The sequence below is a fragment of the Microbacterium sp. A94 genome (assembly GCF_051842855.1).
Taxonomy (GTDB): Bacteria; Actinomycetota; Actinomycetes; order Actinomycetales; family Microbacteriaceae; genus Microbacterium.
In genome coordinates this window covers 599652-619723 of sequence record NZ_JBPXMU010000001.1, presented here as the reverse complement: position 1 = coordinate 619723, position 20072 = coordinate 599652, and the positions used below count along the sequence as shown (strand labels likewise).

The 20072-nt window shown below is 64.0% G+C and carries 23 protein-coding genes; 12 read left to right on the top strand and 11 right to left on the bottom strand.

All coding sequences use genetic code 11. From position 1 onward, the window contains the following. Window positions 1–51 precede the first annotated feature (51 nt). Window positions 52–720 carry a hypothetical protein gene (locus ACSU1L_RS03140; protein WP_439254688.1) on the bottom strand — a complete coding sequence of 223 codons (669 nt, stop codon included), beginning with the start codon at window positions 718–720 and terminating at the stop codon, window positions 52–54. Between the two features lie 147 nt (window positions 721–867). Here ACSU1L_RS03140 and ftsY point away from each other — a divergent pair, with 147 nt between their 5' ends. Further along, entirely contained in the window at window positions 868–1743 is an 876-nt protein-coding gene (ftsY, locus tag ACSU1L_RS03135; protein WP_438254685.1) for a signal recognition particle-docking protein FtsY, read from the top strand. 21 nt (window positions 1744–1764) lie between these two features. Beyond that, entirely contained in the window at window positions 1765–2265 is a 501-nt protein-coding gene (locus ACSU1L_RS03130; protein WP_438254683.1) for a DUF2004 domain-containing protein, read from the top strand. A 48-nt stretch (window positions 2266–2313) separates the two neighbouring features. Here ACSU1L_RS03130 and lipA read toward each other — a convergent pair whose 3' ends face one another. Together lipA and lipB are read right to left on the bottom strand one after the other, a co-directional pair. Beyond that, window positions 2314–3300: a lipoyl synthase gene (lipA, locus tag ACSU1L_RS03125; protein ID WP_439254687.1), complete on the bottom strand. Its 987-nt coding sequence runs from the start codon at window positions 3298–3300 to the stop codon at window positions 2314–2316. Continuing rightward, window positions 3297–3935 carry a lipoyl(octanoyl) transferase LipB gene (gene lipB / locus ACSU1L_RS03120; RefSeq protein WP_439254686.1) on the bottom strand — a complete coding sequence of 213 codons (639 nt, stop codon included), beginning with the start codon at window positions 3933–3935 and terminating at the stop codon, window positions 3297–3299. Before lipB ends, lipA begins: the two co-directional genes overlap by 4 nt. 80 nt (window positions 3936–4015) lie before the next feature. Here lipB and ACSU1L_RS03115 point away from each other — a divergent pair, with 80 nt between their 5' ends. Continuing rightward, window positions 4016–4603: a TetR/AcrR family transcriptional regulator gene (locus ACSU1L_RS03115; protein WP_439254685.1), complete on the top strand. Its 588-nt coding sequence runs from the start codon at window positions 4016–4018 to the stop codon at window positions 4601–4603. Window positions 4604–4681: 78 nt separating this feature from the next. After that, window positions 4682–6232, top strand: a complete 1551-nt coding sequence (gene ffh, locus ACSU1L_RS03110; protein WP_439254684.1) for a signal recognition particle protein — start codon at window positions 4682–4684, stop codon at window positions 6230–6232. 59 nt (window positions 6233–6291) lie between these two features. Here the strand turns inward: ffh and ACSU1L_RS03105 are convergent, their stop codons facing one another. Then, complete coding sequence (locus ACSU1L_RS03105; RefSeq protein ID WP_438254675.1) at window positions 6292–8019, bottom strand: FAD-dependent oxidoreductase; 1728 nt, start codon at window positions 8017–8019, stop codon at window positions 6292–6294. Between the two features lie 90 nt (window positions 8020–8109). On the opposite strand from ACSU1L_RS03105, the gene ACSU1L_RS03100 reads away from it, so the two are divergent. Then, complete coding sequence (locus tag ACSU1L_RS03100; protein ID WP_438254674.1) at window positions 8110–9075, top strand: sugar-binding transcriptional regulator; 966 nt, start codon at window positions 8110–8112, stop codon at window positions 9073–9075. A 101-nt stretch (window positions 9076–9176) separates the two neighbouring features. Beyond that, the gene (glpK, locus tag ACSU1L_RS03095; RefSeq protein ID WP_438254673.1) at window positions 9177–10676 is read left to right on the top strand and encodes a glycerol kinase GlpK; all 1500 of its coding nucleotides are present in this window, start codon (window positions 9177–9179) and stop codon (window positions 10674–10676) included. Here the strand turns inward: glpK and ACSU1L_RS03090 are convergent, their stop codons facing one another. Continuing rightward, the gene (locus ACSU1L_RS03090) at window positions 10677–11822 is read right to left on the bottom strand and encodes a glutamate--cysteine ligase (protein ID WP_439254683.1); all 1146 of its coding nucleotides are present in this window, start codon (window positions 11820–11822) and stop codon (window positions 10677–10679) included. A 210-nt stretch (window positions 11823–12032) separates the two neighbouring features. On the opposite strand from ACSU1L_RS03090, the gene rpsP reads away from it, so the two are divergent. From rpsP to trmD, 4 genes are read left to right on the top strand one after another with little or no spacing between them, the layout of a single operon-like run. Next, entirely contained in the window at window positions 12033–12452 is a 420-nt protein-coding gene (gene rpsP, locus ACSU1L_RS03085) for a 30S ribosomal protein S16 (protein WP_438254671.1), read from the top strand. Between the two features lie 6 nt (window positions 12453–12458). Next, complete coding sequence (locus tag ACSU1L_RS03080; protein ID WP_438254670.1) at window positions 12459–12689, top strand: RNA-binding protein; 231 nt, start codon at window positions 12459–12461, stop codon at window positions 12687–12689. Further along, entirely contained in the window at window positions 12673–13254 is a 582-nt protein-coding gene (gene rimM / locus ACSU1L_RS03075; RefSeq protein ID WP_438254669.1) for a ribosome maturation factor RimM, read from the top strand. The genes ACSU1L_RS03080 and rimM overlap by 17 nt, the downstream gene beginning before the upstream one ends. A gap of 20 nt (window positions 13255–13274) precedes the next feature. Further along, a complete protein-coding gene (gene trmD, locus ACSU1L_RS03070; protein WP_438254667.1) occupies window positions 13275–13988 on the top strand; it encodes a tRNA (guanosine(37)-N1)-methyltransferase TrmD in 714 nt (237 codons plus the stop codon). 1 nt (window position 13989) lies between these two features. Here trmD and ACSU1L_RS03065 read toward each other — a convergent pair whose 3' ends face one another. From ACSU1L_RS03065 to ACSU1L_RS03050, 4 genes are all read right to left on the bottom strand, one after another. Beyond that, window positions 13990–14814 carry an SURF1 family cytochrome oxidase biogenesis protein gene (locus ACSU1L_RS03065; RefSeq protein ID WP_439254682.1) on the bottom strand — a complete coding sequence of 275 codons (825 nt, stop codon included), beginning with the start codon at window positions 14812–14814 and terminating at the stop codon, window positions 13990–13992. Next, window positions 14811–15002, bottom strand: a complete 192-nt coding sequence (locus ACSU1L_RS03060) for a hypothetical protein (protein WP_438254664.1) — start codon at window positions 15000–15002, stop codon at window positions 14811–14813. Before ACSU1L_RS03060 ends, ACSU1L_RS03065 begins: the two co-directional genes overlap by 4 nt. Further along, a complete protein-coding gene (locus tag ACSU1L_RS03055; RefSeq protein ID WP_438254662.1) occupies window positions 14999–15352 on the bottom strand; it encodes a DUF3099 domain-containing protein in 354 nt (117 codons plus the stop codon). Before ACSU1L_RS03055 ends, ACSU1L_RS03060 begins: the two co-directional genes overlap by 4 nt. 63 nt (window positions 15353–15415) lie before the next feature. Next, complete coding sequence (locus ACSU1L_RS03050) at window positions 15416–15994, bottom strand: DUF4190 domain-containing protein (RefSeq protein ID WP_439254681.1); 579 nt, start codon at window positions 15992–15994, stop codon at window positions 15416–15418. Between the two features lie 128 nt (window positions 15995–16122). Here ACSU1L_RS03050 and ACSU1L_RS03045 point away from each other — a divergent pair, with 128 nt between their 5' ends. Continuing rightward, window positions 16123–16833 (top strand): beta-ketoacyl-ACP reductase, encoded by a 711-nt coding sequence (locus ACSU1L_RS03045; protein ID WP_438254660.1) that lies wholly within the window; start codon window positions 16123–16125, stop codon window positions 16831–16833. 95 nt (window positions 16834–16928) lie between these two features. On the opposite strand, the gene serB is transcribed toward ACSU1L_RS03045, so the two are convergent. Then, window positions 16929–17564, bottom strand: coding sequence for a phosphoserine phosphatase SerB (gene serB, locus ACSU1L_RS03040; protein WP_438254659.1), 636 nt, complete (start codon window positions 17562–17564; stop codon window positions 16929–16931). 22 nt (window positions 17565–17586) lie between these two features. Beyond that, window positions 17587–18831, bottom strand: a complete 1245-nt coding sequence (locus ACSU1L_RS03035; RefSeq protein ID WP_438254658.1) for a glucose-1-phosphate adenylyltransferase — start codon at window positions 18829–18831, stop codon at window positions 17587–17589. 46 nt (window positions 18832–18877) lie between these two features. On the opposite strand from ACSU1L_RS03035, the gene glgA reads away from it, so the two are divergent. Then, window positions 18878–20062 carry a glycogen synthase gene (gene glgA, locus ACSU1L_RS03030; protein ID WP_439254680.1) on the top strand — a complete coding sequence of 395 codons (1185 nt, stop codon included), beginning with the start codon at window positions 18878–18880 and terminating at the stop codon, window positions 20060–20062. The last annotated feature ends 10 nt before the right edge of the window (window positions 20063–20072 follow it).

Here is a 20072-nt window from a genome sequence, read left to right as displayed (position 1 = left end):
GCACGTGCGACACGCCGCCGCGACCCTCGAGCGTCTGGGAATCGGGACGGGTCAGTGTGAGAGTGCGCTGGTGAATTCCGCCACATGCGCGGCGAACTCCGGGAGATCCTGCGGCCGGTGCTGTGCGCCGACCAAGATCTGATGCCGGGCGCCATGAGCGGCGAGAACGTGGGCGATCGCTTCGTACTCATCGTTCCACCCGCCGGTGATGACGAGAGTCGGGATGCCGGTGAGCAGGTGTGGCCGGACAGCGTGGCCCCAGGGCACGTTCGTCTGCGCCCAATACTCGGCGAGTGGACGTTCCTCGTCCCAGGCATCCCCGTCGAAGGTGCCGCCGAACATCAGCGTGCGCAAGATTGCCCAGCATCCGCGGAGGTTGCCGTCCGCGGCCTGCGCGCGTGCCTCGGTCACAGCGGAGATATGCCGCTCGACTGGTGGCTCTCCACGCACGATGTCGTAGAGCGCAGGCTCCACGAGGACGAGTCCTGCGACGTCGAGAGCTCCTGAAGCTGCAGCGAGGACAGTGGGCACCGCGCCGATCGAGTGCGCGAAGAAGAGCGAGCGCCGGTCGGCACGTGTGCGAAGGAGGACCCCGACCTGCTCCTGGACGGAAGATCCCGCATCGAAACTGAGGAACTCGCCGTGCTCATGGCCCAACGTCGGCCACGCGGCTGTCTCACGACGTCCCGCACCGTGGACATACAGAGCATCGAACGTCATGGTCGAGAGCATATTCTGTGCCTAATCCCAGATGGCTCACGGTGCCCACGGCGTGTCCGGCCGACCGGCACGTGCGACACGCCGCCGCGACCCTAGAGCGTCTGGAAATCGGGACGGGCACCAGGCAGCACCGCCTAGGCTGGAGCCATGGCGGAGAAGTCTTGGTCCCTGGGTCGCGCGCTGCGCGGCATGTTCGTCAAACCCACGATCGATGAAACGACGTGGGAAGACCTCGAGACGGCGCTGATCACGGCGGACTTCGGGCCGGACATTTCCGAGCGCATCGTCGACGAGCTGCGCGACAAGGTTGAGAAGTACCGCACGACCGACCCGAAAGATCTGCAGCGGATGCTGCGCGAGACGCTGGAAGAGCACTTCGCGAAGTTCGACACGACGCTGAAGCTCACGGAGCGCCCAGCTGTCGTGCTGGTCGTCGGCGTCAACGGCGTCGGCAAGACGACCACGATCGGGAAGTTCACGAAGTTCCTGCGCGGATACCAGCGCAGCGTCGTCGTCGGTGCCGCAGACACCTTCCGTGCCGCGGCCGTCGAGCAGCTCGCAACCTGGGCCCAGCGCGGGGGAGCGGCGATCGTTCGTCCTCAGCAGGAGGGGCAAGATCCGGCATCCGTCGCGTTTCAGACCATCGAGTATGCACAGCGCGAGGGCATCGAGATCGCAATCATCGACACCGCGGGGCGCCTGCACACCAAGGGCGGCCTGATGGATGAACTCGGCAAGATCCGCCGCGTCATCGAGAAGCAAGCACCGATCAGCGAGGTTCTTCTGGTTTTGGATGCCACGACCGGACAGAACGGCGTCATGCAGGCCGAATCGTTCCTCGAACATGCTGGTGTCACCGGACTCGTGCTCACCAAGCTCGATGGCTCAGCCAAGGGCGGCTTTGTGCTGGCGGTACAGGAGCGAACGGGAATCCCCGTCAAACTCCTCGGTCAGGGTGAGGGAATCGACGACCTCACGGGTTTCACGCCGCACGTCTTCGTGGCATCCCTTGTCGGGCAGTGATTGGACTGGTTTCATAGCGTTATGGCGATCGAACACGACTACTTCGGGCTTTTGTCCTCGGGGCCGGACGGATCAATTTTTTGGTCCGAGACGGTCGACCTCGGCGACCAGTCGGTGACGGTCGACCTCACCGCTCCGGACCAGGATGATGTTTCCCCGGACGCTCTCGATATCGCAGCTTCGTTGATCTCTGGACTCGAGGATGTGGATGCCACGGCACGGCGCGGAATGCTCGCGGAGGTGGATGATCGCACCAGCGAAGTGACCGAGTACATCCTGCAGCAGCAGGAAGCCTATGGCGATGAGCTCGCAGAGGTCTTGGTGGATGTCAGCGGTGACGATTCGGTCGACATCATCCGCTCGTTGCGACTGATGAGCATGACGATCTTGGCCGATGAGCACGGTGGATCCGAGCCGTTCGCCGTACTCGAGTACGCGCTGGATGCTGACGAGACCGATGAAGTCCTGCTGGTGAACCTCGCCTCAGACGGCACCGTGCAATCGGTCATGAGCGCCGACTAAATCTTTCCGCCCACTCCGGACAGCGCCGACGCGCTGCCCGGAGCGTCATCACACGGCCTGCGCGAAGCCCCGATCGGCGCTTTCTGCGATGTGCGCCAGGTGCGGTGGGATCTCGCGTCCCTTCGACAGCATTGACTGCGCCCAGAGGCGCCCGGCGCGATACGACGACCGCACGAGCGGACCCGCAAGAACCCCGAGGAACCCGATTCGCTCGGCTTCCTGCTTGAACTCGACGAATTCGTCCGGCTTCACCCAGCGTGCCACCGGCAGGTGCCGCGGGGTCGGGCGTAGATACTGCGTGATCGTGATGATGTCGCAGCCCGCATCATGCAAGTCCTGCAGGGCGTCGATCACTTCGGTTGGTTCCTCGCCCATGCCGAGGATGAGGTTCGATTTCGTGATGAGGCCGGCATCGCGGGCCTGAGTCAGCACACCCAACGAGCGCTCGTAGCGGAACGCCGGGCGGATGCGCTTGAAGATGCGCGGCACGGTCTCGACGTTGTGGGCGAACACCTCGGGCCGCGCGTCAAAGATCTCCCCGAGGAAGTCGGGGTCGCCGCCGTGGTCGTTCGCGAGCAGTTCGACGCCGGTGTTCGGATTCTGCGCATGGATCCGCCGTACCGTCTCGGCGTTCAGCCAGGCCCCGGTGTCGGGAAGATCGTCGCGTGCAACGCTGGTGACCGTGGCATAACGAAGCTCCATTCGGGCGACGCTTTCGGCGACGCGGCGCGGTTCGTCCGTGTCATAAGCGGCAGGTTTGCCGGTGTCGATCTGGCAGAAATCGCAACGACGCGTGCACTGCGATCCGCCGATGAGGAAGGTCGCTTCACGATCTTCCCAGCACTCGAAGATATTCGGGCAACCGGCTTCTTGGCATACCGTGTGCAGGCCTTCGTCCTTCACGAGCGAGTGCAGTGCCTGGTATTCGGGCCCCATCTTCGCCTTGGTCTTGATCCACGCGGGCTTTCGTTCAATCGGCGTCTCGGCATTGCGCACTTCAAGCCGCAGCAGCTTCCGCCCTTCTGGCGCGCTCATGCAGCCACCGCCGAGTACTCGGTGAGGAACGCTTCGGCCACAGCAGTGACAAGGTCTGCGGGCGAGGTCTCTGCACCGACTACTTCACTGACTGTTGTGACTCCGGCATCGGCGATGCCACACGGGATGATCCCGCCGAAGCCGGCGAGCGAGTTGTTGCAGTTGATCGCGAAGCCGTGCATCGTCACCCCGTTCTGTACGCGCACGCCGATTGCCGCGACCTTGTCTTCCGAGAGCGGACGGCGCACCCACACCCCGCTGCGCCCCTCGACCTGATAGCCATCCACACCGAGCGGCCGGAGAATATCGATCAGCACGCGCTCGAGCCGTCGCACGTGTGCCACGACATCGATCGGTTCGCGCAGACGCACGATCGGATAGCCGACGAGTTGGCCCGGGCCGTGCCAGGTGATCTTCCCGCCGCGATCGACATCGATAACAGGTGTGCCGTCCTGCGGACGCTCGTGATCCTCTGTGCGCTTGCCGGCTGTGTAGACGGCCTCGTGCTCGAGCAGGACCAACGTGTCCGGGCGAGCGCCGTCGACGACGTCGTGATGGATGCTGCGCTGCAGCGCCCAGCCGTCGAGATAGGGGACAAGGTCTGGCGCGAGACCCGGAGTCAGGATGTCGAGCATGATCACCTTTCACATATTGTTGGATGCGGTCTAACAATACATCCCGAGAGTCGAATCGGCGTGCGATGTACGGTGAGAGGGTGATAAATGAACCTCGAGCCGGGCGTCCCCGCGCCTCATCGCGAGAGACGCTTGCCGAGGCTGCGTGCGAGCTCTTCCTCGAGCAGGGCTACGGCTCGACGTCGGTCGCAGATATTACTCAGCGCGCAGGCGTCAGCCGTTCAAGCTTCTTCAACTACTTCGCATCGAAGAGCGATGTGCTCTGGTCGGGGCTGGACGCCCGGATCGAGCAGGCGCTGACAGCGATTTCGAATCTCGGGTCGGATGCCGGGGGAGCAGAGTTGCGTGCGATTCTCGTGCGCGTCATGACGGACTTCGCGCCGGATCCGCTTGCCCTCGCTCTGCGCAACGCCACTGTGATGGGCCTCGAAGAAGAACTCGTGCGTGACACCGGGCTTCGCCAAGCGCGACTGGCCGCCGGCATTGCCGAGGCGGCATGCCGTGCCGACATCGGCGCGATCCGCGCCGACATCCTCGGGGCCGCCTACGCGGCAGCGCTGATGTCATCACTGCGCGTCTGGGCCGAGCGTGGAGCAGGCAGTGGGTCGTTGGAGGCGCTGTTGAACGAGGCAATGTCGGACGTTCACGAACTTCCGTGGAGAATCTGAACGGCTCGCGGAGGAAACCAGTTCGCGGCGCGCGCAAGGTCGAGCTCGAGGTCGCGCTCGCGTAGAATCGAGAGCACCATGGCTACCTTTGGCACGCTCTCCGATCGGCTTACCGAGACTTTCCGCAACCTTCGCACGAAGGGAAAGCTGACTGCCGCCGACGTCGACGGCACCGTCCGCGAGATCCGACGCGCTCTTTTGGATGCCGACGTCGCACTCGCTGTCGTCAAGGACTTCACGGCGAAGGTGCGGGAACGCGCTCTCGGCGATGAGGTCAGCAAGGCACTGAACCCGGCGCAGCAGGTCGTGCAGATCGTTAACGAGGAGCTCGTCGGGATCCTCGGCGGCGAGCAGCGGCGACTGGAGTTTGCCAAGACTCCGCCGACGGTCATCATGCTCGCGGGTCTTCAGGGCTCCGGTAAGACGACCTTCGCTGGCAAGCTCGCCAAGCAGCTGCAGAAGGACGGGCACACCCCGCTCCTGGTAGCCGCCGACCTTCAGCGCCCCAACGCCGTGAACCAGCTTCAGGTCGTTGCCGAGCAGGCCGGTGCCACCATCTACGCTCCCGAGCCGGGCAACGGCACCGGTGACCCGGTGAAGGTTTCGCGCGACGGCGTGGAGCACGCCCGCCGTCAGCAGCACGACGTCGTCATCATCGACACCGCCGGTCGTCTGGGCGTCGACGCCGAGCTGATGAAGCAGGCATCCGACATCCGCAAGGCCACGAACCCGGACGAGGTCCTGTTCGTCATCGACGCGATGATCGGTCAGGATGCTGTCAACACGGCGAAGGCCTTCCAGGAGGGCGTCGACTTCACCGGTGTTGTCCTTTCCAAGCTCGATGGTGATGCACGAGGCGGAGCTGCCCTCTCTGTGGCATCCGTCACCGGGCGCCCCATCATCTTCGCCTCCACCGGTGAGGGCCTCGATGACCTCGAGCCCTTCCACCCGGACCGCATGGCGAGCCGCATCCTCGACCTCGGTGACATCCTCACCCTGATCGAACAGGCCCAGGAGGCCTTCGACGAGGACGAGGCGCAGAAGGTTGCCGAGAAACTCGCGAACGAGGCCTTCACCCTTGAGGACTTCCTCGACCAGCTTCAGCAGATGAAGAAGATGGGTTCGATGAAGAAGATGCTCGGGATGCTCCCGGGCATGGGCCAGATGAAGCAGCAGCTCGAAGACTTCGATGAGAAGGAGATCGACCGCACCGAGGCGATCATCCGCTCGATGACTCCGGGCGAGCGTCACAACCCCAAGGTGCTCAACGGCTCGCGCCGTCTGCGTATCGCCAAGGGGTCTGGCATGACCGTTACCGACGTGAACTCCCTCGTGCAGCGCTTCGACCAGGCTGCGAAGATGATGAAGACCGTCGCGCGCGGTGGCACCCCGAACATCCCTGGGATGGGTGCTATGCCCGGTATGGGGCGTCCCGGTGCTTCCTCCAAGCGCGGCAAGAAGAGCAAGAGTAAGAGTGTGTCCCGCTCGGGCAACCCGGCAAAGCGTGCAGCTGAGAACGCCGGCTTGCCGACCGGACCCGCCACCGGTTCCGGATTCGGACTGGGCGGACAGACGGCTCCGACCGAAGCCGACCTCGCCGAGATTCAGAAGCTTTTCGGTAAGAACTGATCTTCACGAAAAGGAGCTCCCGCCAATCGGCGGGAGCTCCTTTCGCATTGCGAGACGGCTCAGCTGGAGGCGATCTCCGCGACAGCGACAGCGACAGCGACATCGACGCCGTGCGCCTCACGCAGCTGCGTGAGCGTGTCGTCGATCTCTGCTGCGGTGCGATCTGCAGACCACTGCAGCAGCGGCGCCAGCGCCTCAGCTATCGTCTGTACGACCTGGGCATCCGCATCGCCGGTGAAGGCGAGGCTGGTACGACGGAAGATGACGTCCGCGACGTGGCAGGCCTGTTCGTTCTCGACCATCCAGAGCAGTTCTCGGGTGGAGAGCGCATCGCCGATCACGGCAGCGTCTTCGGCTTCGGCGATGAACGCAGCGACATCGGCGGCACGCGTGCCGTAGCGGGTGAAGAGCACACGGCCTCGGGCGGTGTCGCCGACGTTGTCACGCAGCCACTCGATCTTGCGTCGTGGCGTCTTCGGGTAGCCGTTTCCGCCGCCGATGCGCACGCCCACGGTGCTGGCGACGCGCTCGCGCCCCAGCTCCTCCAACACGTGATTCGCGAGGTTCTCTCCGAGCGCACGGAACGTCGTCCACTTGCCGCCGACGAGGCTGAACACGGCGGGGGAACCTGCGTCCTTGCGTCGCTCGATGCGGTAGTCACGCGACACAAAACCGGGGGCAGTGTCATCGTGGTGCGGCAGGGGGCGGATGCCCGAGTACCGATAGACGATCTGCGAGCGGTCGACGGCGATAGTGGGGAAGACATGGCCGACCAGGTCGAAGAAGTACTGAACCTCTTCCTCGGTGCAGCGGGCGGGCTCGCGGGGATCTGCCTCGAGATCGGTCGTGCCGACGAGCACGCGATCCTTGAGCGGGTAGATGAGGACAATGCGCCCATCGGAGTGCTCGAAGAAGATTTCGCGTCCGGCGGTCGCTTCGAGCAACTCCGGATTGTCGAGCACAATGTGCGATCCCTTGGTGCCGCCCATGAACGCCGTATCGGTTCCGAGTGCCTCGTTGGTGAGATCCGTCCACGGTCCTGACGCATTCACAACAGTGTCGGCTGTGATGTGGAACTCGTTACCGGTCTCGCGGTCGCGCAGCAGCACGCCCTGGTCATCCAGCCCGACGGCCTCGACATAGTTCAGGGCGTGGGCGCCGTCATGAGCAGCCTCGCCATCGCGCAGCACGTCCAGCGCCAGCCGCTCCGGGTCATGCACAGACGCGTCGTAGTAGGTGGCCGTGTACTTGATGTTCTTGTCGAGCTTGGGCAGCTGCTCGAGTGATTTCTTGCGGCCGAGGAAACGGTGCCGGGGGACCGAACCGCCGTCGCGGGAGAACGTGTCGTAGAGGGTGAGGCCGATCTTGATCAGGAACGCACCGCGCTCCTGAGGCTTGCCCTGTTTGTGGGTCAGGAAGCGCAGGGGCGCCGCGAGGATGCCGGAGAAGGTCGAGTAGATCGGAATCGTGGTCTGCAGGGGCTTGACGTAGTGCGGGGCGACCTTGAGCAGACCGTTGCGCTCCTGGACGGACTCCTTGACGAGCCGGAACTCGCCGTTCTCCAGATAGCGGATGCCGCCATGGATCATGTGGCTCGACGCCGCGGTCGCACCAGATGCGAAGTCATTGCGCTCGACCAGCAGTACGTCGACGCCCTGCATCGCGAGGTCACGGAACGTGGCGATGCCGTTGATTCCAGCACCGATGACGACAACGCTCGTGCGGCCGCTCTCTCGTGCGGCGCGGACGTTGTCGCGTTCGATCGGGGTCGTGATGGCAGCGCTCATATGTCTCTCCTTGCTGGGCCTTCACGGTATATCCTGAGCGTGTCAGCACAACTGCGCAAGTGAGATGCACGAACGTGCAAGGAGGCTTCCATGGTCGAGCGGCCAGCGAGTGATCCGCGGGCGGCCTCTGCGCTGCGCGCGGCCCAGATGTATTACCTGCAGGACATGACGATGGATGCCATCGCTCGAGAACTGGCGACGTCGCGCTCGTCCATCTCGCGGCTGCTGACCCATGCACGGGACACGGGCCTGGTCGAGATTCAGATTCACCCGCCGCAGGAGCAGGAGCTGCGATTGGAAGAGGCCATCCGGACGCGTTTCGGCATCGCCGCACACGTTGTGCCGACCCCGCAGGGTTTGTCCGATGTCGAACGCTTCGAACGCGTAGCCATGAGCGCTGCCCGTCAGCTGCCGCTGTACTTCGAGTCGAACATGACGCTCGGCATCGCCTGGGGATCAACGCTTGACGCGATCAGTCGCCATTTGCCGAAGAAAGACACGCATAACTCGACGGTCGTGCAACTCAACGGCGCTGGGAATACGTTCACGACCGGCGTCGACTACGCCAGTGAGATCCTGCACCGGTTCGGGCAGGCGTTCGGCGCCAGCATCCAGCAGTTTCCGGTACCGGCGTTCTTCGACGACCCGGCCACGAAAGAGGCGATGTGGCGTGAGCGCAGTACCCGGCGAGTCCTCGACCTGCAGGCGCGCGCCGACGTGATCCTGTTTGGTCTCGGGTCGCCGTTCGCCGAGATCCCGAGCCGCGTGTACATCGGCGGATACCTGGAGAAGGCCGATTACCGGAGCCTGCGCGATGAGCACGTCGTCGGCGACATCGCGACCGTGTTCTACCGGCCAGACGGCAGTTGGCGCGACATCCAGCTGAACAGTCGTGCGACCGGGCCGGCTTTTTCGGTCTTGGCTCGATCATCGCGGCGAATCTGCGTGGTTTCGGGCGCACAGAAGCTGCCGAGCCTGCGCGGGGCGATCGCGACCAGACTGATCACCGATCTGGTTCTGGACGAACATCTTGCCGAGCAGTTGGTCGCTTCGTGAGTAGCGATTGCACATTCGTGCATCACGGCTGAGTCACACGTCCGTCTTCTTCTAGGCTGTTGCAGAGCAGACAATGCCGTCACCGGCTGGAGAGAACACCTATGCACATCGTCGCCATCGATCAGGGCACCACGAGCACACGCGCCATCGTCTTTGACCACAAGGGCGCGATCGTCGCAACCGGTCAGCGAGAGCACGAACAGATCTTCCCCCGAGCCGGGTGGGTCGAACACGACGCCAGCGAGATCTGGCAGAACGTTCAGCTCGTCATCGATGAGGCCGTCGCACAGGCCGACATCACGGCTGCCGATGTCGCCGCGATCGGCATCACGAACCAGCGTGAGACCACCGTCGTGTGGGATCGCGCGACCGGCGAGCCTATCTGCAACGCGATCGTCTGGCAGGACACCCGCACGCAGCCCTTCATCGATGAGCTCGCAGCCGACGGCGGAGTGCGTCGTTTCGCCGAAACAACGGGGCTGCCGCTGGCAACGTACTTCTCGGCTTCCAAGATCGCCTGGGCTCTGGACAACGTCGACGGAGCTCGCGAGCGCGCAGAACGCGGGGAGCTGTTGTTCGGAACGACCGACGCCTGGGTGCTGTGGAACCTCACCGGAGGACCAGAGGGCGGGGTTCACGTCACAGATGTGACCAACGCGAGCCGCACGCTGTTGATGGACCTGCGCACACTCGACTGGGACGAATCGCTGCTGGCCGCCTTCGGCGTCCCGCGCTCAATGCTTCCGAGCATCCGATCCTCGTCCGAGGTATATGGCGAAGCTGCCAGCACAACGCTGCAGGGCACGCCGATCGCGTCGATCCTCGGCGACCAGCAGGCTGCAACCTTCGGGCAGGCCGCGTTCGATCGGGGCGAGTCGAAGAACACCTACGGCACGGGCAACTTCCTCATCGTCAACACCGGCGAAGACATCGTCGCCAGCGACAACGGCCTGATCACCACGGTGGCGTATCAGCTTGGTGAGGAGCCGCCCCGCTACGCACTGGAAGGCTCCATCGCCGTCACCGGCTCCCTCGTGCAGTGGCTGCGTGACAACCTCGGCTTGATCTCGGAAGCCCCCGAGGTCGAAGAGCTTGCGTTGACTGTGCCAGACAATGGCGGCGTCTACATCGTGCCCGCCTTCTCCGGATTGTTCGCGCCGTACTGGCGGCCGGACGCGCGTGGCGCGATTCTCGGCCTCACCCGTTTCGCGAACAAGGGGCATATCGCCCGCGCCGCTCTCGAAGCCGTGGCCTTCCAAACCCGTGAGGTGCTGGATGCCGTCACCGCTGACACCGGCGTCACGTTGCAGGAGTTGCGGGTCGATGGCGGCATGGTCGGCAATGCCACGCTGATGCAGCTTCAGGCCGACATCATCGGCGTTCCCGTCATTCGACCAGCTGTGATCGAGACGACGGCTCTGGGCGCGGCATACGCAGCCGGCCTTGCTGTCGGGGTGTGGAGCGATCTGGACGAGCTCAGATCCATGTGGCGGGAGGACGAACGCTGGAGTGCCAGCATCGACGACGACGAGCGTGAGCGGAGACTCGCTCGCTGGCGCAAAGCCGTGACCCGCACTTTCGATTGGGTCGACGAGGACTAGTCAGATCACTGGCACTCCGGGCCCGGAGCGGAACTCACGGATGAGGTGCTGTACGACTTCGTGGAGATCGCCGTCCGTGGCATCTGCAACAGCGAGCTGACGTTCATAGCTGGCACCCTCGCTGAGGATTGTGTGGATGGATGCGAGCTCGGACTCGCACCCCAGATCTCTCGCCACTGGGGTGAGCGCAGCGATCTGCTCCCGCAGATGATCCCGTACCGGCTGCTGTGAGCCGTCGGCATCGATTATCAGTCGGGCGTCCAAACCATACCGAGCCGCACGCCACTTGTTCTCGCGGTGAAACCAGGCCGGCATCTGCGGCAGCGGCTCACCGGAATCCAGCATCCGCGAGAAATGCTCGACGAGAACCTGCACGAGCGCCGCGACGGAGGCGAGTTCGGTGAGCGTCGACAAACCGTCGCAGGCACGCACCTCGATCGTGCCCCAACGCGGTGCCGGGCGAATATCCCAGCGAATCTCGGAAGCATCGGCCATCACATCGGTGCGGGTCATGTCGCCCAGGTAGCGTTCGAACTCGGCCCAGCTCTGCAGCGGCCAGGGCAGGCCTGCTGTGGGTAGCTGCTGGAACACCAGGGCGCGGTTCGAGGCATATCCGGTGCGCTCGCCCGCCCAGAACGGGCTGGACGCCGCCAGCGACTGCAGATGCGGCAGGAAACAGGTCAGCGCATTGATGATCGGGAACACCTTGTCGCGATCTTCCACGCCGATGTGCACATGGATGCCCCAGATCATCATGTTGCGGCCCCACCACTGGGTGCGTTCGATCATCCGGTGATAGCGGGACTTGTCGGTCACCTGCTGATCGAACCACTGCGCGAAAGGGTGACTGCCGGCCGACAGCAGTTCAATACCGGCGGGATCCGTCGCCGCGCGAACAGCGGTGATGGCATGGGCGATGTCGCCGATCGCCTGGGACACCGACGTGCCGATGCCACTGGTGACCTCGATGGTGTTGGTGAGCAGCTCGCCGGTGACGGTATGCCGCTCCGGTTCGCTCTCGGCCTCCAGCGCCTCGAGCAGTTCAGGCGCCCGCCCGGCGAGATCACCTGTGCTCGGATCAGCGAGCATGACCTCCCATTCCAGACCCACAGTGGAGCGTGGCGAGGGCGCGAATTCTTGCTGCACGTGCACATTCTGACACGCAGATGCGGCGACACGCCTGGACCCTGAGTGTTGAGGTTTCGCGACTGCCTCCGGCATCTGGCAGAATAGAAGGTCGAACGACGTTCTCGACCCTCTATCCAGATCGCGTTCACTCATTAGAGCTTCCGCCGGGTTGTGCACCCCACTCTCCAGGCGATCAGTTCGTTTCCTTCCACACAATTCAGGAGAATCGTGGCTGTAAAGATTCGTCTCAAGCGCATGGGCAAGATCCGTGCGCCTTACTACCGCATCGTCGTCGCCGACTCGCGCACCAAGCGCGATGGCCGCGTCATCGAAGAAATCGGCAAGTACCACCCGACCGAGCAGCCCTCGTTCATCGAGGTCGACTCGGAGCGTGCACAGTACTGGCTCTCCGTCGGCGCACAGCCGAGCGAGCAGGTTGCTGCGCTCCTCAAGCTCACGGGCGACTGGGGCAAGTTCAAGGGTGACAAGGACGCGAAGTCCACTGTCCAGGTTGCAGAGCCCAAGGCTCCGTTCGAGATCGACGCTTCGAAGAAGTCCGTCGTGAAGCCCAAGGCAGAGAAGGCCGCTGAGCCGACCGCCGCAGCCGACGCGGAGGCCGCTGAGGCCCCCGCAGCCGACGCCGAGTAATTCGCTGTGCTTGCCGCCGCGCTCGAACACATCGTCAAGGGGATCGTTGATCACCCCGACGATGTTCGCATCGAAGCTTCCAACTCGCCGCGAGGCGATCTGCTCGAGGTGCGCGTGCACCCCGACGACCGGGGGCGCGTAATCGGGCGCGGCGGACGCACCGCAAAGGCACTGCGTACGCTCATCACGGCTCTGGCTGATGGGCGTCGGGTTCGCGTTGATGTCGCGGACGACTGACGTGGTGTCGACAGAACGAAACCAGGGCAAGAACCAGCTGCGCGTCGGACGCCTTGTCAAGGCTCACGGCCTCAAAGGCGCGCTGAAGCTGGAGCTGTACACCGATAACCCTGAGCGACGTTTCGTCACCGGGGCCGAGTTCACGTTGCAGGTGCCCGAGGCATCTCCGTGGCACCGCAAGACCGTCGTTGTCCGCGAGTACCGGGTGATGAACGGCAATCCCGTGGTGTTTTTTGACGGCATCGATGACCGCGATAGCGCCGAGGGTCTCGTGCGCGCGATCCTCTGGATCGATCAGGATGTTGACGAAACCGAGGACAACGCCTGGTACGACCATCAGTTGGTCGGCCTCGATGTCGTGCGTGATGATGTCGTTATCGGCAAGGTCGTCCGGGTCGAGCACATGCCTGCGCAGGACCTGCTGATCGTCAAAGCCGGTGAGCAGGACATCATGGTTCCCTTCGTGGAAGCCATCGTTCCGTCCGTTGATGTGTCCGGTGGCCGTGTCGTTGTGACCCCGCCTCCTGGCCTCTTCGAAGAGCTTCCCGACGCCACAGCTGAATGATCGATCACTACGATCAACGCATGCACTCATCGCCTGGCTCAGCCCACCGCATCGACGTCGTCTCGATCTTCCCGTCGTACTTCGACGGGCTGACGCTTTCCCTGCTGGGCAAAGCGCGCGAAAGCGGACTGCTTGATCTGCATGTGCACGATCTCCGCGACTGGACCGACGACCGGCACCGCACAGTGGACGACACGCCCTACGGAGGCGGCGCCGGCATGGTGATGAAGCCTGAACCCTGGGCGCGTGCCATTGACGACCTGGCGACCGCATCGACGACGCAGCCGACCTTCATCTTTCCGTCGCCGGCAGGCGAAGTCTTCCGACAGAGCACTGCGCGTGAATTTGCACAGCGTGAGCACCTCATCATCGGCTGCGGTCGCTATGAGGGTATCGATGAGCGGGTGTTCGAGTACGCCGCGACTGTCGGGGAAGTGCGCTTGGTCAGCCTGGGCGATTATGTGCTCAATGGCGGCGAGGTCGCTGCGATGGCGATGATCGAAGCTGTTGGACGCCTGATTCCCGGCGTCGTCGGCAACCCCGAGAGCCTGGTCGAGGAGTCGCACGAGGACGGGCTGCTCGAGTACGCCTCATACACTAAGCCCTCGCTCTGGCGTGACCGTGCGGTGCCCGAGATTCTGCTCAGCGGCAATCACGGAGCGATCGCGAAATGGCGGCGCGAGCAGCAGCTTGAGCGGACGAGACTTCGACGCCCCGATCTGCTCGGCGACTGAATCAGACGCGAGCTTCGACGTCGTCGAGCAGCTCGTCCTCGACATCCGCATCGCGATCACGACGACGGGGGCGCTTCACAGGCGTCGGGCGTCCCTCTAGCTCTTCCCGACGCTTCTGTACCTCTGTGCGGATCATGTAGAAGATGAAGATGAACCCCATGATGCCGAACAGGATCCACTGGATCGCGTACGACAGGTGCGGGCCCGGATCATCAGTGGGGGAGTCGAAGCCACCCGGGGCGGTTTCCGGTGCCGGGTCTTCGCTTTTGATGAGACCGTAGGCCCCCGTGATGACATCGCCGCCGACAGCATCCGCGATGCTCGGCAGATGAATCGTCGGCACCTGTCCTTCGGGGGCGCTGCGTCCCGACGTTGGCAGGGGCTCACCCGGACGTAGCCGAACGGTCACCTCGACGATGCCCGAGGGCGGCGCAGGAACAGCATCGGGCAGCGGGCCCTCACCGGGCGGAACCCAGCCGCGGTTGACGACGAAGATGCGACCGTCCGTGTCCCGGAAGGGGACAAGCACTTCGAACGCGCTGGTACCGCCGTGCGGCCGGTTGCGCACGAGCATCTGGTCCCCGGCGAGGTACTCGCCCTGGAGCTTCACCGGACGCCATTCCTCGTCCGCCGCCAGAGTTCCGCCGCTCCCGATGAGTTCATCCAACGCAACCGGGGCAGCGTCGTAGTTCTTCTCGACGAGCTCGATCTGTTCGGCGCGGTTCGCGCCCCGTTCGAACTGCCAGTTCGACAGGAAGACGCAGGCAACGGCGAAAGCGGCCGCGATAACGAGGTACAGGCCCCATCGGACGAAACGGTTGCTCACTTCGGGAGTCCTTCACGTATGGTCACGGGAAAGTCCCGGGCGGCGAGATAGTCGTAGAGGAACGTCGCATGTTCATCGCAGGCCAGCCAGATCTTCTCGCGATCCTCCGGGTGAATGCGCGGATTTCGCCAGACGATCTGCTGGGTGGCGTCGCTGCGACACGCGGCGCGTGAGCACTGATGCGTCACTGCTCAGCGTCCTTCGGTCGTTCCTGCAACCGGATCACCGGCGGGTCCTCGACCTTCTCCGGCGGAGGAGCTGAGGAAGAGGCAGCCAGCTGCTCCGTCGGGGACTCTGCCGCAGTGCGCGTTGTGGGACTGACGGCGTTCGCAAAGACCACCGCGATATACGGCAGCACGGCCGCGGCGATGGCGAACACCCAGGTGTACCAGCCGTAGGGCGTCACCAAGACCGTCAACGCGAAGCAGACCATGCGGATCACCATCGTGAGCACATATCGCCGGGCGCGACCGGTCGCCTCTTCCTGCGGGGACTGCGGCAGGGAGGTGACTGCGGGGGCCTGGTGGGAGCGTTTCACGGTACCTCAAGCCTACGCCGCGTGGACGTTGCCGGATGCCGTGAAAGCGGTGAATCGACGGCGCTAGGCCACCATCAGTCCGATGCTGCCGAAGAAGAGCAAGGAGACGACGAGGATGATCAGTCCGATGGCGAGAATGGCGACTCCGAAGTATCCGAGGACGAGTCCGGTGATAGCCAGCCCACGGCCACCGATCGCCGAGTTCTCCCGGCTGCGCTTGAGCGCCATATGTCCGGTAATCACGGCGACGATGGATGCTGCCAGGGGCACCAGGGCGAAGCTCAACAGGAGACCCGCTATCCCGGTGATCAACGAGGTCACGGATAGACCGCTCGGCGATGGAGCAACAGCGTATGGCTGGCCCGCGGCGTAGGGCTGGTGGGCAACGTAAGGCTGCTGCTGCGGTGCGTACGGCTGCTGCTGGACTGCGTACGGGTGCTGCGGCTGCTGCGGCTGGACGTACTGCTGCGGCTGCTCGTAATGCTGGGGTTGTGCATACTGCTGTGGCTGCACGTACTGCGGGGGAGTCGTGCTGGGTTGCACAGCAGCACCCGGGTAGGGAGGCGGCGGAGCGTACGGGGTCGCCTGCGGAACGGGCGGAACAGCCGAGTCCGGTCCGAGGGGGTTGTTGTTGTCGCTCATGAGGCTGCCTTTCGTTGTTGACAGGCTGGCAGGAGACCATACCTCTGTCAATTTGCTCCAACGCAGCACGGACTGCCGTCCCGATAGGATAGCTCGGGCCAAACCGTGCGCCTTGGGAGTGGGAAAACATGAGTTCAGAACGCGTCGTCCTCGTCACCGGCGGCAACCGCGGCATTGGCCGTGCGATCGCCGAGCGGTTCGTCCGCGATGGTTATCGTGTTGCTGTCACTGCCCGGAGCGGGGAAGGTCCTGAGGGCACGCTCACTGTGCGCGCAGACGTGACGGATGCCGCCTCGGTCGATGCCGCCTACACCGAGGTCGAAGCGAAGCTCGGTCCGGTCGAGATCGTCGTCGCCAACGCCGGCATCACCAAAGACACGCTGCTGATGCGGATGAGCGAAGACGACTTCGACAGTGTCGTCGCGACCAACCTCGGCGGCACCTTCCGGGTGGTCAAGCGTGCGTCCAAGGGCATGTTGAAGGCACGTTTCGGTCGAGTTATCCTGATTTCCAGCGTCGTCGGGCTGTATGGATCCGCCGGCCAGGTCAACTACTCGGCGTCGAAGAGCGCGCTGGTCGGTTTTGCCCGTTCGCTCACCCGCGAACTCGGTGCCCGCGGCATCACGGCCAACGTGGTCGCTCCCGGATTCATCGAGACAGATATGACGGCGGAGCTGCCGGAAGAGACGCAGAAGAAGTACAAGGCGAACATTCCTGCCGCACGCTTCGCCACGCCGGACGAGGTTGCCGGGGTCGTGACGTGGCTCGCCGGTGACGACTCGGGCTACATCTCAGGCGCTGTCATTCCCGTCGACGGTGGACTGGGAATGGGACACTGACTCGTTAATCAGAGTCACCAGCCGCTCCGGGGCCGGTGGGCATGCATGCCGGGACCGAGCGCGGCACCTCTGACATCGGACAAGACCCGGTTGATTCAGGGCAGTAGAGCGATGACCTCGCTGAGATCCTGCGGTCCGATGACGATGCTTGCCGCTTCCCGCACTGCAGGTTTCGCGTTGAACGCGAGTCCGAGACCCGCCGCCGCCATCATCTGCAGGTCGTTGGCGCCGTCGCCGATCGCAATCGTCGCGTGCGGCGCGACGCCGAGCTCGGACGCCCAAGACATGAGCGAATGCGCTTTCGCGGCAGCATCCACGATTTCACCCTCGACCTGACCGGTGAGCTGGTCATCGGCGACGGCGAGCCGATTCGCCCGCCAGCGATCCACGCCCAGTGCCGGGGCGATGTGGTCGAGGATCTCGTGGAATCCCCCCGAGACGACCGCGACGATGCCGCCGCGCTGGTGCACAGCATCCGTCAGTTCGCGCACGCCCGGTGTCGGCTCGACGCGCGCACGCACGCGCTCGAACGCGGATGTCGGCACCCCCTGCAACGCTGCGACGCGCGAACGCAGACTCGCCGCAAAATCGATCTCGCCGCGCATGGCGGCCTCAGTAGCCGCCTGCACTTCGGCGCGTCTGCCGGCTTCGTCAGCGAGCAGCTCGATCACCTCGTTGCGGATGAGAGTGGAATCGGCATCAAGAACGACGAGAAAACGCGCAGCAGTCACGCGATCGAGCGTAGCGCGCAGATCAGCGTTCGATCTGCACACCCTTTCCGACCACGGTGATTCCGGAGTCGGTTACGGTGAAGCCTCGCTCCAGATCACGCTCCCGGTCGACGCCGACGGTTGCACCGTCGAAGAGGACGACGTTCTTGTCGAGCACCGCTCGATGTACCCGTGCACCCTGGCCCACGATCACCTGGTCGAACAGCACGGAGTCGGTTATCGTCGACCCGCCGGCCGCGAGCGTCCCCGGACCCACGACACTGCGTTCGAGATGCGTGCCAGACAGCACAGAGCCCAGCGACACGATCGAGTCGATCGCATTGCCGATGCGTCCGACCGCATCACGCACGAACTTTGCGGGCGGTGCGTTCACGCTCTGCGTGCGAATCGGCCAGGCCGTGTTGTACAGGTTGAACACGGGCAGTGTGGAGATGAGATCCATATGTGCATCGAAGAACGAATCGATCGTTCCGACATCTCGCCAATAAGCGCGATCACGCAACGACGAACCCGGAACATCGTTGTCCTTCATGTCGTAGTAACCGGCCTCGCCGCGATCTACGAAATACGGGATGATGTCGCCACCCATGTCGTGGCCGGAGGTTGTGAGTTCGCCATCGGCCTGCACAGCCTCGATGAGCGCATCGGTGTCGAAGATGTAGTTGCCCATGGACGCGAGCACCTCATGCGGCGCGTCCGGGAGGCCGGCAGCATCCGTCGGCTTCTCCAAGAATGCCCGGATGCGGCCGCTGCCGTCGTCCTCGGCGTCGATCACACCGAACTGATCTGCGAGAGAGAGCGGTTGACGGATGCCCGCAACCGTGGCTTTCGCGCCGGACGCGATGTGGGCATCGAGCATCTGACGAAAATCCATGCGATAGACGTGATCGGCACCGATGACCACAACGATGTCCGGCTTTTCGTCATTGATGAGGTTCAGGCTCTGCAGAATAGCGTCGGCAGATCCGGAGAACCAGCGCTTCCCGAGCCGCTGCTGAGCGGGCACAGACGTCACGTACGAATCGAGGAGCGACGACATCCGCCACGTCTGCGAGATGTGCCGGTCGAGGCTGTGGGACTTGTACTGGGTGAGCACGACGACCTGCCGCAAACCGGAATTGATGAGATTCGAGATTGCGAAATCGATCAACCGGTATTGGCCGCCGAACGGCACCGCCGGTTTGGCTCGATCCGCTGTCAGGGGCATGAGCCGCTTGCCCTCGCCACCGGCGAGGATGATGCCGAAAACCTTCTGAGGGACCGCCATGGATCCACCATAGATCCCGAAGGTGTCGCTGTACTAGCGTTCAGACATGCGCGTTGACATGATCACGAAGGAATATCCGCCGGAGATCTACGGCGGAGCGGGCGTTCACGTGGCAGAACTCGTCACAGCGCTACGGAAATCCATTGATGTTCAGGTACGGGCCTTCGGCGCTGATCGCGATGAAGCAGGCACACGCTCATATCGGACCCCTGCTGAACTCTCCGGTCTCAACGCGGCAATACAAACCCTCGGCACCGACCTTGCGATGGTCGGCGATATCGGGGGAGCAGACCTGGTGCACAGCCACACCTGGTACGCGAACTTCGCCGGTCACATCGCCTCACAACTGCACAGCATCCCGCATGTTCTGACAGCGCACAGCCTCGAGCCGCTGCGCCCGTGGAAGGCGGAGCAGCTCGGTGGCGGCTATGCCGTCTCCAGCGGCATCGAGAAGCTCGCCTATGAGAATGCGGCGGCCGTCATCGCCGTCTCCGCCGGTATGCGCTCGGACATTCTGCGCAGTTACCCGCAGATCGACCCGGATCGGGTGCACGTCATCCATAACGGGATCGATGTGCAGCGCTGGCAGCCGGTGCGCAACCCGGCGTTCCTGCAGACCATCGGGCTGGACATCACGCGCCCGTCTGTGGTCTTCGTCGGGCGGATCACCCGCCAGAAGGGGCTTCCGTATCTGCTTCGGGCCGCAGCCCAGCTGCCACCCGAGGTGCAACTCGTGCTCTGCGCGGGCGCGCCGGATACGCCCGAGATCATGGCCGAGGTGCAGGACGGGGTCCGCCAGTTGCAACAGAGCAGACAGGGCGTGATCTGGATCGAACGGATGCTGCCTCGCGAGGAACTGTCCGCAATCCTCACCGCCGCGACGACTTTCGTTTGCCCATCGATTTACGAGCCTCTGGGCATCGTGAACTTGGAGGCGATGGCGTGTGGTGCGGCGGTGGTCGGTACCGCGACGGGAGGCATTCCCGAAGTCGTCGATGACGGCGTAACGGGGCGGCTTGTCTCGATCGAGCAGGTGCAGGACGGCACCGGAACACCCGTTGACCCGGACCGCTACGTCGCAGATCTCGCGCGCGTGCTGACCGAAGTCTGCCTGGACCCGGACCGTGCGGCATCGTTCGGGGCAGCCGGTCGACAGCGAGCGGCCGAAGAGTTCAGCTGGTCCGCAATTGCTGACGCCACCCGCGCGCTGTACGCAGACCTGATGCCCTGAGCCGATAGGC

Excerpts from the sequence above, each read along its gene's own strand:
- ACSU1L_RS03100 (WP_438254674.1), top strand. The coding sequence starts at position 8,110 with ATGGTCGAGCGGCCAGCGAGTGATCCGCGGGCGGCCTCTGCGCTGCGC.
- ACSU1L_RS03050 (WP_439254681.1), bottom strand. The coding sequence starts at position 15,994 with ATGAGCGACAACAACAACCCCCTCGGACCGGACTCGGCTGTTCCGCCC.
- ftsY (WP_438254685.1), top strand. The coding sequence starts at position 868 with ATGGCGGAGAAGTCTTGGTCCCTGGGTCGCGCGCTGCGCGGCATGTTC.
- ACSU1L_RS03140 (WP_439254688.1), bottom strand. The coding sequence starts at position 720 with ATGACGTTCGATGCTCTGTATGTCCACGGTGCGGGACGTCGTGAGACA.
- glgA (WP_439254680.1), top strand. The coding sequence starts at position 18,878 with ATGCGCGTTGACATGATCACGAAGGAATATCCGCCGGAGATCTACGGC.
- ACSU1L_RS03035 (WP_438254658.1), bottom strand. The coding sequence starts at position 18,831 with ATGGCGGTCCCTCAGAAGGTTTTCGGCATCATCCTCGCCGGTGGCGAG.
- ACSU1L_RS03130 (WP_438254683.1), top strand. The coding sequence starts at position 1,765 with ATGGCGATCGAACACGACTACTTCGGGCTTTTGTCCTCGGGGCCGGAC.
- trmD (WP_438254667.1), top strand. The coding sequence starts at position 13,275 with ATGCACTCATCGCCTGGCTCAGCCCACCGCATCGACGTCGTCTCGATC.
- lipA (WP_439254687.1), bottom strand. The coding sequence starts at position 3,300 with ATGAGCGCGCCAGAAGGGCGGAAGCTGCTGCGGCTTGAAGTGCGCAAT.
- glpK (WP_438254673.1), top strand. The coding sequence starts at position 9,177 with ATGCACATCGTCGCCATCGATCAGGGCACCACGAGCACACGCGCCATC.
- ACSU1L_RS03045 (WP_438254660.1), top strand. The coding sequence starts at position 16,123 with ATGAGTTCAGAACGCGTCGTCCTCGTCACCGGCGGCAACCGCGGCATT.
- lipB (WP_439254686.1), bottom strand. The coding sequence starts at position 3,935 with ATGCTCGACATCCTGACTCCGGGTCTCGCGCCAGACCTTGTCCCCTAT.
- ffh (WP_439254684.1), top strand. The coding sequence starts at position 4,682 with ATGGCTACCTTTGGCACGCTCTCCGATCGGCTTACCGAGACTTTCCGC.
- ACSU1L_RS03105 (WP_438254675.1), bottom strand. The coding sequence starts at position 8,019 with ATGAGCGCTGCCATCACGACCCCGATCGAACGCGACAACGTCCGCGCC.
- rimM (WP_438254669.1), top strand. The coding sequence starts at position 12,673 with ATGTCGCGGACGACTGACGTGGTGTCGACAGAACGAAACCAGGGCAAG.